A 12,477-nucleotide genomic window follows, 5' to 3' on the forward strand; every position below is an offset into this window, starting at 1 on the left:
AGTTCTAAAGAATGGCTGCTAAAGAAGTCAAGTTCGGTGATTCCGCGCGCGAGCGCATGGTTGCTGGTATCAACACCCTGGCCAACGCGGTCAAGGTCACCCTCGGCCCCAAGGGTCGCAACGTCGTGCTCGAGCGCTCCTTCGGCGCCCCGACCGTGACCAAGGACGGTGTTTCGGTCGCCAAGGAAATCGAACTGAAGGACAAGTTCGAGAACATGGGCGCTCAGATGGTCAAGGAAGTTGCTTCCAAGACCTCCGACATCGCCGGTGACGGCACCACCACGGCAACCGTGCTGGCTCAGTCGATCGTTCGTGAAGGCATGAAGTTCGTTGCTGCCGGCATGAACCCGATGGACCTCAAGCGCGGTATCGACAAGGCTGTCATCGCCACCATCGACGAGCTGAAGAAGCTGTCGAAGCCCTGCTCGACCAACAAGGAAATCGCCCAGGTCGGTTCGATCTCCGCCAACTCCGACGCTGACATCGGCGAGATCATCGCCCGCGCCATGGACAAGGTTGGCAAGGAAGGCGTGATCACCGTTGAAGACGGCAAGAGCCTCGCCAACGAACTCGACGTCGTCGAAGGCATGCAGTTCGACCGCGGCTACCTGTCGCCCTACTTCATCAACAACCCGGACAAGCAGGTTGCCATCCTCGACAACCCGTTCGTTCTGCTGTTCGACAAGAAGATCTCCAACATCCGTGACCTGCTGCCGGTACTCGAGCAAGTTGCCAAGGCTGGCCGTCCGCTGCTGATCATCGCTGAAGATGTCGATGGCGAAGCGCTGGCGACCCTGGTGGTGAACAACATCCGTGGCATCCTCAAGACCTGCGCCGTCAAGGCGCCGGGCTTCGGTGACCGCCGCAAGGCCATGCTGGAGGACATCGCTGTCCTGACCGGCGGCCAGGTGATCGCAGAAGAAGTGGGTCTGACCCTCGAGAAGTGCACGCTGGAAGAGCTGGGCCAGGCCAAGCGTATCGAAGTCGGCAAGGAAAACACCATCGTTATCGACGGTGCCGGCGACGGTGAGCGCATCGAAGCACGCGTCAAGCAGATCCGTGTTCAGATCGAAGAAGCAACCTCCGACTACGATCGTGAGAAACTGCAAGAGCGCGTGGCCAAGCTGGCCGGCGGTGTTGCGCTGATCAAGGTTGGCGCTGCGACCGAAGTCGAAATGAAGGAAAAGAAGGCGCGCGTCGAAGACGCACTGCACGCCACCCGTGCTGCCGTTGAAGAAGGTATCGTTCCCGGCGGCGGCGTTGCCCTGCTGCGTGCTCGTGCCAACCTCACCGGCCTCAAGGGTGACAACCATGACCAGGACGCAGGCATCAAGATCGTGCTGCGCGCCATGGAGCAGCCGCTGCGCGAAATCGTCGCCAACGCGGGTGACGAGCCCTCGGTGGTGGTGAACCGCGTGACCGAAGGTGAAGGCAACTTCGGCTACAACGCTGCGACCGGCGAGTACGGCGACATGGTCGAGATGGGCGTGCTGGATCCCACCAAGGTGACCCGCACCGCGCTGCAGAACGCAGCTTCGGTTGCTGGCCTGATGCTCACCACCGACTGCATGGTTGCTGAACTGGCCGACGACAAGGCTGGTGGCGGCATGCCCGACATGGGCGGCATGGGTGGTATGGGCGGTATGGGCGGCATGGGCATGTAATTGCCCGCTGACCTTACGGTCCGGCTCAAAAGCCCCGCTTCGGCGGGGCTTTTTTTTGCCTGTCGAGTCCTGCCCCCAGCTCGTAATGGCGCGGGGCAAGGGCGCGCGCAATCGCGCATGGAGCAAAGCGCTACGCGCAATGACTCAGGCGTGGGATAATCGCGGAGAAAGGAAAAGACGGCAGGGAGCATCGGCGCCATGAGCGCGACGCTCCCCGGAACGCGTGCGCTGCTGAACGCGTGCGTTCCCGAAGACCGAGTAAAAGGAGAACAGCGGGGCTGAATTTAATGGGTTCCGCTTACATTCAACTTACATCCGGAATCCTATGCGCATTCTTCTAGCGGAAGATGACCCAGTCATCGCCGACGGAATCGGCAGGGCACTCAAGCGTGGCGGGTATGCAATCGACCATGTCGCCAATGGTGCAGACGCGGATGCAGCGCTCGCTTCGCAGCCCTACGACCTGCTGATTCTCGACCTTGGACTCCCGAAGCTGCCAGGAATCGAGGTGCTCAAACGATTGCGGGGGCGCAAGTCTGCAATACCGGTCCTGATCCTCACCGCGCAGGACGGTGTCGAGGATCGCGTGCGCGGCCTTGATGCGGGCGCGGACGACTACATGACCAAGCCCTTCGCCTTGCCCGAACTCGAGGCCCGTGTGCGTGCCCATACCCGGCGTGGTACCGGCCAGCCGCGCTGCATCGAGGTAGGCAACCTTACGTACGATCAGGCCGACCATGTGGTCAAGATCAATGGTCAGATGGTCGAACTCTCCGCGCGTGAGGTCGGGTTGCTGGAGGTCTTCATCCTGCGGGTCGGGCGGCTGGTGAGCAAGGACCAGCTGGTCGACCACCTGTGCGGCTGGGGTGAGGAAGTGTCGAGCAACGCGATCGAGGTCTATGTGCATCGACTCCGAAAGAAGCTCGAGGATAGTGGCGTCCGTATCGTGACCGTTCGCGGTCTGGGCTATTGCCTGGAAAATCCGGATGCTGTCCCGGCTGCGAAAGGCTGACCGGAAGCCGAGCGGGCAGCGCGCGCCCGGACAGCCCAACTCACTGTTCGGCGAAATCCTCGACTGGTTGCTCGCGCCCTTGCTGTTCCTGTGGCCGATTTCCATCATCGTCACCCACAACGTTGCGGACAACATCGCCAATCAGCCCTACGACCGTGCGCTGGCCGACAGTGCGCGCGCGCTAGCGCGGCTGGTCAAGGTGGAGGACGGCAAGGTGGTGGTGCATTTTCCGGCGCCACCGCGCGCCCTGTTCAGGGCCGATCAGGACGACACCGTCTATTACCAGGTCGCCGACCAGGGGGGCGAGACCATCACCGGTGACCGCGAGATCCCCTGGGTGGCGCCGCCTGCGTCGGTGCTGGGTGAGGAGGTGCGTTACCGCGACGAGGTCATCCATGGCGAGGAGGTGAGGGTCGCCTATCAGTTCCTGCGTGCCTGGCCGGAGCCTGCCAGTCCGCTGGTGCTGGTGCAGGTTGCCGAAACCCGCAACAAGCGCTCTGACCTCGCCTCGCGGGTGGTGACCGGGGTGCTGCTGCCGCAGTTCGCGATCATTCCGCTGGCCGTGGTGCTGGTGTGGGTGGGGCTGACGCGCGGGATTGCGCCGCTCAACCGCCTTCAAAGCCTGATCCGGCGACGGCGTCCGACCGACCTGTCGCCGATCGTGCCCGCCAGCGTCCCGGAGGAGGTGCGGCCGCTGATCATCGCCTTCAACGACATGATGGCGCGTCTTGAAGAGAACCTGCAGGCGCAGCAACGCTTCATTGCCGATGCCGCGCACCAGATGCGCACGCCACTGACCGGTTTGCGCATGCAGACCGAGCTGGCACTGCTCGAGAGCGATCCCGAGCAACTGCGCAATTCGCTGACGCAGATTGCCGACAGCACCGAGCGCGCCGGGCACCTGATCAACCAGCTGCTTTCGCTTGCCCGTGCCGAGGCCAGCTTCGAGAAGCTCTACGCGGTCGAGCCGGTCGATGTCGAGGCGATGGTGCGTGAAGTGGGGCAGGATCTGTTCCCGCGCGCGCTTGCCAAGGGTATCGATCTGGGGGTGGAGAGCAGCGGGCAGGGCATGCTGGTCGAGGGCAACCCGGTGCTGTTGCGCGAGATGGTCAAGAACCTGATGGACAACGCCATCAAGTACACCCCGCGCGGTGGCAGCGTGACTGCACGCACCCGTCACGCCGGGGCGCCGATTTTCGAAGTCGAGGACACCGGCGAGGGTATCCCCGAGGCGGATCGCGAGCGCGTATTCGAGCGCTTCTATCGGGTGCTGGGCAGCGGCGCGGACGGTTCGGGGCTGGGGTTGCCCATCGTGCGCGAGATTGCCGAGCTGCATCGCGCCACGGTCAGCCTGAGCCCCAATCCGGCGGGGCAGGGGACCGTCGCGCAGGTTGTCTTTCCGCGCAGCCAGCTGCAGCTGCCGCCGCCCGTGCATGGCGACTACTATCCGCTGGGCTGAGCGTGCGATGCCGATTGTCAATGTCGCGTTCAGTCAGGGTTAAGAAATCAGTAAGCTGTTGATATAAAAGAATAAAAAACAGTTTACGTAAGCTCGTCGTAAGTCTCCCTCACTACCTTGTGGCTGGCCGGGCACATGTCCGGTGCGATCAACGCCCGCGTGGAGGGGGAGACATGGAAAACGATTCGGTGGCAAAGATTATTGCCAACCCGAAATATCAGCGCCTGGTGAGTACGCGCTCGAAATTTGGCTGGCTGCTGACGGCGATCATGATGGTCGTCTACTACGGCTACATCGCGATCATCGCTTTCGACAAGGAGCTGTTCGCGGCCCGTCTGGGCGAGGGTGTAATGACTGTTGGCATCCCGGTGGGTTTCGGGGTGATCGTCTTCACCATCATCATCACGGGCATCTACGTGCGCCGTGCGAACTCCGAGTTCGACAAGCTGAACGAAGAAGTCGTCAGGGAGGCAGGCAAATGAACGCCCGCCATCTCAATATTCTGGGCGGCCTTGCGCTTGCCCTGCTGTCCGCGGCCGCGCTGGCGGCCGGTGGCGACCTCGGGCAGGCCGAAAAACAGGCCACCAACTGGACTGCAATCAGCATGTTCGGTGGCTTTGTGGTGCTTACCCTGTTCATCACCAAGTGGGCAGCGGCCAAGACCAAGTCCGCTGCAGACTTCTACACCGCAGGTGGCGGCATCACCGGCTTTCAGAACGGTCTGGCGATTGCCGGCGACTACATGTCGGCCGCGTCCTTCCTCGGTATCTCGGCCGCGGTGATGGCGAGCGGCTACGACGGTCTGATCTACTCGATCGGCTTTCTTGTGGGCTGGCCGGTGATCACCTTCCTGATGGCAGAGCGGCTGCGCAACCTGGGCAAGTTCACCTTCGCCGACGTTGCCGCCTACCGCTTCAAGCAGACCCCGATCCGGGCCTTTGCCGCATCCGGTACGCTGGTGGTGGTGTCCTTCTACCTGATCGCGCAGATGGTCGGCGCGGGCCAGTTGATCAAGCTGTTGTTCGGCCTCGAGTACTGGATGGCGGTGGTCATCGTTGGTGCGCTGATGATGGTCTATGTGCTGTTCGGCGGCATGACGGCGACCACCTGGGTGCAGATCATCAAGGCCTGCCTGCTGCTGGCCGGCGCGTCCTTCATGGCCTTCATGGTGATGGCGCAGTACGGCTTCTCGCCGGAAGCGCTGTTTGCCGCATCGGTGCAGGTCAAGGCAACGACTGCCGTGGCGGCAGGCAAGACGATCGAGGAGGCGGGGATTCTCGGGCAGGCGATCATGGGGCCAGGGTCCTTCATCAAGGACCCGATTTCGGCGATCTCCTTCGGCATGGCGCTGATGTTCGGCACCGCTGGCCTGCCGCACATCCTGATGCGCTTCTTCACCGTTCCCGATGCAAAGGAAGCGCGCAAGTCGGTGTTCTGGGCCACCACCTGGATCGGCTACTTCTATGTGCTGACCTTCATCATCGGTTTCGGCGCGATCGTGCTGGTGTCGACCAATCCGGGCTTCCTTGATGCGAAGGGCGGCCTGATCGGCGGCAACAACATGGCGGCGATCCACCTTGCCAATGCGGTGGGTGGCAACGTGTTCCTCGGCTTCATCTCCGCAGTGGCTTTCGCCACCATTCTGGCGGTGGTTGCGGGGCTGACGCTGTCCGGTGCTTCTGCCGTCTCGCACGACTTGTACGCCACGGTGTTCAAGAAGGGTAACGCCGACTCGGCTTCCGAGCTGCGTGTCTCGCGCATGACCACGCTTGCGCTGGGTGTGGTCGCCGTGGTGCTGGGGATCGCCTTTGAGAAGCAGAACATCGCCTTCATGGTGTCACTGGCCTTCGCGATTGCGGCATCGGCCAACTTCCCGGTGCTGTTCATGTCGGTGCTGTGGAAGGATTGCACAACGCGTGGTGCGGCGATTGGCGGCTTCCTCGGGCTGACCACTGCGGTGGTGCTCACGGTGGTGTCGCCTTCGGTGTGGGAAGCGACGCTGGGCAACCCCAAGGGGTCGGCGTTCTTCCCCTACACTTCGCCGGCGCTGTTCTCGATGGCGGCAGGCTTCATCGGGATCTGGCTGTTCTCGGTGCTGGACAACAGCGAGCGTGCGAAGCTCGACCGTGCGGGGTATCTGGCGCAGAAAGTTCGCTCCGAGACCGGCATCGGTGCGTCGGGGGCTTCCGGTCACTGATCTGCTCTAACAGATGCGCTCATCCGCAGGGTGCTGCGGTGAGCGTGAAATGAGCCAGCAGGCTGCAGTGGGCGATGCCCGCTGCAGCCTTTTTTCTTACTGTGTCAGCGGCAAGCTGACTTGGACCCGCGTGCCCTTGCCGCGCGGCGAGGCTGAGATCCTGATGCTGCCGTGATGGCAGCGCGCAATCTCGCGGGCAATCGGCAGTCCGAGTCCGCTTCCCGACAGGCTCGTTTCGGGCAGGCGGTAGAAGCGCTCGAAGACGGCTTCCCACCTGTCCTCCGGAATCCCCGGGCCAGTGTCGCTGATCTCGAGTTCAAGCATCCCGTCTGCCACCGCACAGTGCAGCGAGACTTCTCCACCGTTGGGCGTGTAGCGCAAGGCGTTGTCCATCAGGTTGGCGATCAGTTCGCGCAGCAGTGTAGGGTCGCCGACGATGGAGACCGGTTCGCGCGCGATGCCGAGGTCTATCGAGCGTGCATCGGCTTTCTCCAGCCATTCCTCGACCATGTCGTCGATCAGGTGGGCGAAATCGACCGTCGATGCATTGACCATCAACTGCGCACCGGCCTCCGCGCGCGCCAGCGCGAGCAACTGGTTGGCAAGGCGCGTCACGCGCTGAACGGAGTGTTTCAGTCGCGCCAGTGCGGCGGCGTCCGCCGGGTGCGACTCAAGCAACTCGATCTGCATCTGCAGCCCGGCGAGCGGGGTGCGCAGTTGATGAGCGGCGTCCTGCAGAAACTGTCGCTGCCCGGTATTCACCGCGCGCAGGCGATCGAACAGGGCGTTGAGTGCGCGGACGACTTCGCGAATCTCGAGCGGCACGCTCTCGGGCGACAGGGGCGAAAGATCGGCACCGGTGCGCCCGCGCAGTTCATCTTCGAGCCGCTTCAATGGGGCCAGGCTGGACGGAATGCCGAGGCGCACGGCCAGCGTCGCCGCAGCCAGCAGCATGACTGCAGCCGATCCGAAGCCAAGCAGCAGGCGCTCCAGTGCCTGCTGGCGCTTGTTCAGCGTCTCGCCAACGGTAATGTAGATGGTGTGGTGACCAAGGGTCTGCTGCAGGCGGACTGCACGAATCGGCGTGTCGCGATAGTGGCTGTCGAAGAACTGCGGCGCGGCCAGGTGGTGAGCGGGCAGGCTCTCGACGTTCGGCTGCAGCTCCGCGGCTCCTGTGCCGTTGCGTGAGCGCTCACTTCCGAGTGAGGGCAGGTCCGCATCACCACCCAGGATGCTTCCCGTTCCGGTTCTGACGCGAAAGTAGATGTCGTCGATGGTGTCCGTCCGCAGAACCTGCTCGGCGCCGCCCGTGAGGTCGAGCGCGATCTGCCCATCCCGCAGCAGGACATGGTTTGCCGCCCCATGTGCGAGGTTGATCAGGTTCTGGTCGTAGGCGGTACCGACCACGCTCTTTGCGATGCCGTAGCTGATGCCACCGGCCGTGATCAGCAGCAGGAAGGTGGGGCCGGCAAAATTCTGCAGCAGGCGCCGGTAAAGGCTGATCTGCATGGCCTAGTGGCCGGGGCCAAGTTCCAGCCTGTAGCCGAAGCCGCGCACCGTGCGGATCAGCAGGCCCGCAGGCTCAAGGCGGGGGCGCAGGCGCGAGATGTACACCTCGACTGCATTGCCGCTGGCGTCTGCCTGCAGGTGGTCCTTGGGCACGGTGCGCCCGTCGGCTGCCGCAAGCGCTTCAAGCAGCGTCCATTCGCGCGCGGTGAGGTTCAGCGGTTCGCCGTTCAGCGCAGCCAGTCTGCCGTCAAGGTCGAGCGTCAGAGGGCCAAAGGCAATCGACTGCGTCGTCGCATACTTGCCTCGCCGCAGTACAGCCCGCATCCGCGCTGTGAGCTCTGCAAGCTGGAATGGCTTGGCCAGATAGTCGTCGGCACCAAGGTCGAGGCCGTAGATGCGGTCGTCGAGCGCGTCGCGTGCGGTAATCAGCATCACCGGAACCGCCTGCTGGCGGCTGCGAATGCGTCGCACCAGCTCATAGCCGCCAAGCCCGGGAAGGCCGACGTCAACCAGCGCGAAATCAACGGACTCTGCCTGCAGCAGCTGATCCGCACGCATCCCGTCGCTCTCCTGCATGACGGTATCTCCCTGGCCGCGCAGAAAACTGGCGATGCCGTCTGACAGCTCGGGGTCGTCTTCGACCAGTAGTACGCGCATGATTGTCTCAAGATGAGTCGGTCACGGTCTAACGCAGCACCAGCACGCTGTGCTGACACGGCGCGCAGGCCTCTGGAGAAGGAACAAGTGAATTTGAATGCGATTTTGCATTGACGCCGGAAAATCTTCCGCTATAATGCGCTCCTCGTTGGCCAGTTAGCTCAGTTGGTAGAGCAGCGGATTGAAAATCCGCGTGTCCGTGGTTCGATTCCGCGACTGGCCACCAAAGCATTGCAAGCAAGAACGCCGATCCACTGGGTCGGCGTTCTTGCGTTCACGACTGGGAAGTCCGCGTGGCAGTTTCTTGAACGGCAGCGTCTCGCTCCGGAATCCAGCACTTCGACATTCACAGCTTCTCAAGCCCATCCCTCACCAACGCCGCACGTTGGTGGATAGCGTCGCGTGCCACCTCATCGAACTTCCCCAACTGCCGATAAACCATCCCCAGCCGATGATTGGTCTCGAGCACTGCCCGATTTCGCTCAAAAAAGTCCCAATACAAGACGTTGAACGGGCAGGCCCTCTCTCCGCTTCGTGCGCTGCGGTCGTAGGCGCAGCCTTTGCAGTAGTCGCTCATGCGGTCGATATAGGCGGCACTTGATACATACGGTTTCGTCGCAAGGCCACCGCCGTCTGCGTACTGGCTCATGCCCAGGGTGTTGGGCAGTTCCACCCACTCGAAGGCGTCGATGTAGATGCCGAGGTACCAGCGGTGCACGGCCACCGGATCGAGGCCGGCGAGGAGGGCGAAGTTGCCGATTACCATCAGGCGCTGGATGTGGTGGGCGTAGGCGTGTTCCAGCGACTGGTTGATGCTGTGGGCGAGGCAGCGCATTCGCGTCTCGCCGGTCCAGAACCACGATGGAAGCGGGCGGTCGTGTCCGAAAAAGTTATGGCTGACGTAGTCAGGCATGTTCGCCCAATACACGCCGCGCACGTATTCGCGCCAGCCGAGGATCTGGCGAATGAAGCCTTCTGCCGCAGGCAGTGGCACTTTGCCTTCGAGGTGGGCGGTTTCGGCGCGCTGCACGACCTCGCGCGGGTTGAGCATCTTGGTGTTGAGTGCGAATGAGAGCAAAGAGTGGAACAGACGCCACGCGCGGTAGGTAAGCGCATCCTGGAAGTCGCCAAAGTGGGGCAGGCCGTCGCGGATGAAATCATCCAGTTGCTGCAGGGCTTCCGCACTGTTCAGCGGCCAGGTGAAACGGTCTGCCGAGGGGTTTCCGAAGTGGCCGACGCCCGCATCGACGATGGTCTGCCACAGGGCGGTGTGATCGTGGCGTGGCCGGCGGTCGGTCGGTTCTGCAGGGTAGCCGGGCCAGGGTTTGCGGTTGTCCTGGTCGAAGTTCCACTTGCCACCGAGCGGCTTGTTGCCGGTCATCAACACCTGGTGCCGGCTGCGCATCTGGCGGTAGAAATGCTCCATCAGCCACTGCTTGCGCTGTGCAAAGATGTCTGCGGCCTCGTTGCGGGCGGTGTAGAAGTGTTCGCTATCGACCATGCCGCCCTTGAGTGCAGACTGCTTCAGGTAGTCGGCGAGTTGGCGGTCGAGACGCCATTCGTCAGGCGCCTGATATTCGAAGCGGTTGATGCCATGCTCTTTGACCAGCATGTCGAGATTGGCGCGTAATGACTGAAGGTTGCCAGGGGTGTCGATGGCCAGATAGACGACCCGGTGTCCTGCCTCGGACAAGGTGCTGGCGAAGTCTCGCATGGCAGCAAAGATGCCGATGATCTTCTGCGCATGGTGCAGGACGTAGTCGGTTTCCTGACGGATTTCCATCAGGACGTAGACCACATCGGGAGCGGTGGTGGCGAACCAGCTGTGCCCAGGGTTGAGCTGGTCGCCGAGAATGAGGCGCAGCGTTGTCATGGTGCACTCCAGCGTGCGCGGTAGTTCCCGTCGGGATCGTGTTCCGCAGCCTGTTTGTCGGGGTTGAAGCGGCGCCCCCCGCGCGGGTCGGTGCCGTAGCCAGCGATATACAGCCAGTTGCCCTGGTTGCTGCAGATGTCGAAGTCGATGAGGCAGGATTCGAACCAGGCGGCACCTGCGCGCCAGTCACAGCCGAGTTCATGGATGAGATAGCTGGCGACGATCTGGCGCATGCGATTCGAGATATAGCCCGTTGCTGCAAGCTCCCGCATTCCGGCGTCGATCAGGGCGTGACCTGTCTGGCCGCAGCGCCAGCGTTCGAAGGCGCTTGTGTCATGCGGCGGGGACGCATTCCCCTTGAGCCCGCTGGCGCGGAACAGACGGCGGCCGTATTTGCGCTGAAGCAGGCGAAAGTAGTCGCGCCACAGCAGTTCGAACCACAGCCAGTAGCTGCTCTCGCTCGCACCGTGTTTGGCTTCGAAAGTCACGAGATGCGCATGGATCTGCGGTGCGGAGAGCGCGCCGACTGCCAGCCACGGAGAGAACTTGCTGGAGTCGTCGATGCCGGCAAGCTTGTTGCGGGTCGACTTGTAGCTGTGCGGCAACCGACGTGCCATGTAGCTTCGAAGATGCGCGATGGCTGCGGACTCGCTGCCGTGAAATTCCGGGCGGGTGCAGGGAAAGGCGGAGCGTGGATCTGGCGTCACTGACCGGATGCTTGTGTTCGACCGGTAGGGCATCAAACCCGTTGGCAAGGGTGGGAGTCGATCGCGTCCCGGCAGGGGGCGCCGAGGTCTGATAGCCGCTTTTTCGACCGCACGCCTGAATTCGGTGAACACATCGGGCAGGTCCTTGCGCACGAAGGGCAGCGTGCCGGGCTCGAGCAGGGTGGATTGCCAGGCCTCATCGACCATGATGTCTGACTGGCGCAAGGCTGCGACCTCGTCCTCTTCTTCGGGCGCTGCGATGGTTTCGCAGACGATTCTTTCTGCACCGAGCGATCGCGCCAGCGCTGGCAGGGCTTCAGCGCAAGGGCCGGTCAGTTCGATCAGGTGGCTCCCCGCCGCAGTGATTGCCTCTGAGAGGCCGGCAACGGCTGTGGAGACGAAGTGGCGCCGGTGCAGGCCAATTCGCGGGAAACCCCAGCGCGTCGTCTGCTCGGTCGCATGGCAGTAGACCGGAACGAGTTCGCAGCGGCTCTGCTCAGCGAGACAGCACGCCTTTTCGAACGCGGGGTTGTCATGCAGTCGCAGATCGTTTCGGAACCAGTAGATGATGGCAGTCATGCGTCAGCCTTGCGCTGCCTGCTGCTGCAGCGGACGGAGCAGTACTTGACCTCTTCCCAGCAGCGCGCCCACTTCTTGCGCCAGGTGAAGGGACGACCGCAGCACGCGCAGATCCTGGTCGGTAAATCGGATTTCTTGAGCATGGATTGCAACAGCAAGGATGGCGTCGAACTCGGTCAGCCGGTGTGTGCGCAGAGCGACGATTATCCTTGTTTGTCCTGGACAAAACTTATTGATGTTCATAGTATCAGAACGCCTGAGCTGAAATTATGATTGATGTTCAATATTTGTCGTGGACGTATGTCAGCGGCCGAGTGTGAGCTTCAAGCCCTGTTGTGGAGAGCGTCTGATGAATTTGCTTCCTGATTCCCGGCCGCATGCGGTTGCATGGCTGGGTTATGGCGGCCTGTTGCCATTCGTGATGCTGACGGCGCTGCTTGCTGTCGATGTTGATGGGGGCGCGTTCTTCCGTGAAGCCCTGATTGGGTACGGCGCGGTGATCCTCAGCTTTGTCGGCGCCTTGCATTGGGGCTTCGCAATGGTCCTGCCAACGCTTACCGCTCCGCAACGCACGGAGGCTTTTGTCTGGAGCACGGTGCCCGCGCTGCTGGCGTGGCCGGCAACCTGGCTGGCCGGCAGCGTTGCCGTACCCGTCCTGGTTTGCGGATTCATCGCCCATTACGTGCAGGATCTTCGCCTTGCACGGCGCGCGGAGTTGCCGGCCTGGTATCTGCCTTTGCGTCTGCAGCTGAGTGTCGTGGCGTGTGCGTGTCCTTCCGTCAGCCTGCTGCTTGGTCAGGTGGAACGCTGACGGCAGCCC

General features: G+C 62.5%; 11 protein-coding genes and 1 tRNA gene. 7 read left to right on the top strand and 5 right to left on the bottom strand.

Annotation, left to right across the window (positions count from 1 at the left end; all coding sequences use genetic code 11):
- The first annotated feature begins 11 nt into the window (after positions 1–11).
- From groL to CEW83_RS19305, 5 genes are all read left to right on the top strand, one after another.
- Positions 12–1,664, top strand: a complete 1,653-nt coding sequence (gene groL / locus CEW83_RS19285; protein ID WP_108950806.1) for a chaperonin GroEL — start codon at positions 12–14, stop codon at positions 1,662–1,664.
- A gap of 325 nt (positions 1,665–1,989) precedes the next feature.
- Positions 1,990–2,676: a response regulator transcription factor gene (locus tag CEW83_RS19290; RefSeq protein WP_108950807.1), complete on the top strand. Its 687-nt coding sequence runs from the start codon at positions 1,990–1,992 to the stop codon at positions 2,674–2,676.
- Complete coding sequence (locus CEW83_RS19295; protein ID WP_108950808.1) at positions 2,651–4,135, top strand: sensor histidine kinase; 1,485 nt, start codon at positions 2,651–2,653, stop codon at positions 4,133–4,135. The genes CEW83_RS19290 and CEW83_RS19295 overlap by 26 nt, the downstream gene beginning before the upstream one ends.
- 173 nt (positions 4,136–4,308) lie before the next feature.
- Positions 4,309–4,617 carry a DUF485 domain-containing protein gene (locus tag CEW83_RS19300; RefSeq protein ID WP_108950809.1) on the top strand — a complete coding sequence of 103 codons (309 nt, stop codon included), beginning with the start codon at positions 4,309–4,311 and terminating at the stop codon, positions 4,615–4,617.
- Positions 4,614–6,332 (top strand): cation acetate symporter, encoded by a 1,719-nt coding sequence (locus tag CEW83_RS19305; protein WP_108950810.1) that lies wholly within the window; start codon positions 4,614–4,616, stop codon positions 6,330–6,332. Before CEW83_RS19300 ends, CEW83_RS19305 begins: the two co-directional genes overlap by 4 nt.
- 96 nt (positions 6,333–6,428) lie before the next feature.
- Here CEW83_RS19305 and CEW83_RS19310 read toward each other — a convergent pair whose 3' ends face one another.
- Together CEW83_RS19310 and CEW83_RS19315 are read right to left on the bottom strand one after the other, a co-directional pair.
- A complete protein-coding gene (locus CEW83_RS19310) occupies positions 6,429–7,841 on the bottom strand; it encodes a sensor histidine kinase (protein ID WP_108950811.1) in 1,413 nt (470 codons plus the stop codon).
- A gap of 3 nt (positions 7,842–7,844) precedes the next feature.
- On the bottom strand, positions 7,845–8,498 hold the full coding sequence (locus tag CEW83_RS19315) for a response regulator transcription factor (RefSeq protein ID WP_108950812.1): 654 nt from the start codon (positions 8,496–8,498) through the stop codon (positions 7,845–7,847).
- Between the two features lie 150 nt (positions 8,499–8,648).
- On the opposite strand from CEW83_RS19315, the gene CEW83_RS19320 reads away from it, so the two are divergent.
- Positions 8,649–8,724 (top strand) — tRNA-Phe (locus CEW83_RS19320).
- 120 nt (positions 8,725–8,844) lie between these two features.
- Here CEW83_RS19320 and CEW83_RS19325 read toward each other — a convergent pair.
- The 3 genes from CEW83_RS19325 to CEW83_RS21790 are packed head-to-tail and all read right to left on the bottom strand — an operon-like array spanning position 8,845 to position 11,800.
- On the bottom strand, positions 8,845–10,371 hold the full coding sequence (locus tag CEW83_RS19325; RefSeq protein ID WP_108950813.1) for a cryptochrome/photolyase family protein: 1,527 nt from the start codon (positions 10,369–10,371) through the stop codon (positions 8,845–8,847).
- A complete protein-coding gene (locus CEW83_RS19330) occupies positions 10,368–11,657 on the bottom strand; it encodes a DASH family cryptochrome (RefSeq protein WP_108950814.1) in 1,290 nt (429 codons plus the stop codon). Before CEW83_RS19330 ends, CEW83_RS19325 begins: the two co-directional genes overlap by 4 nt.
- Entirely contained in the window at positions 11,654–11,800 is a 147-nt protein-coding gene (locus tag CEW83_RS21790) for a DUF2256 domain-containing protein (protein ID WP_108950815.1), read from the bottom strand. Before CEW83_RS21790 ends, CEW83_RS19330 begins: the two co-directional genes overlap by 4 nt.
- Before the next feature lie 206 nt (positions 11,801–12,006).
- Between CEW83_RS21790 and CEW83_RS19340 the strand changes: the two genes are divergently transcribed.
- A complete protein-coding gene (locus tag CEW83_RS19340) occupies positions 12,007–12,468 on the top strand; it encodes a DUF3429 domain-containing protein (RefSeq protein WP_108950816.1) in 462 nt (153 codons plus the stop codon).
- Positions 12,469–12,477 lie beyond the last annotated feature (9 nt).

The organism is Parazoarcus communis (assembly GCF_003111645.1).
GTDB classification, from domain to species: Bacteria; Pseudomonadota; Gammaproteobacteria; order Burkholderiales; family Rhodocyclaceae; genus Parazoarcus; species Parazoarcus communis_A.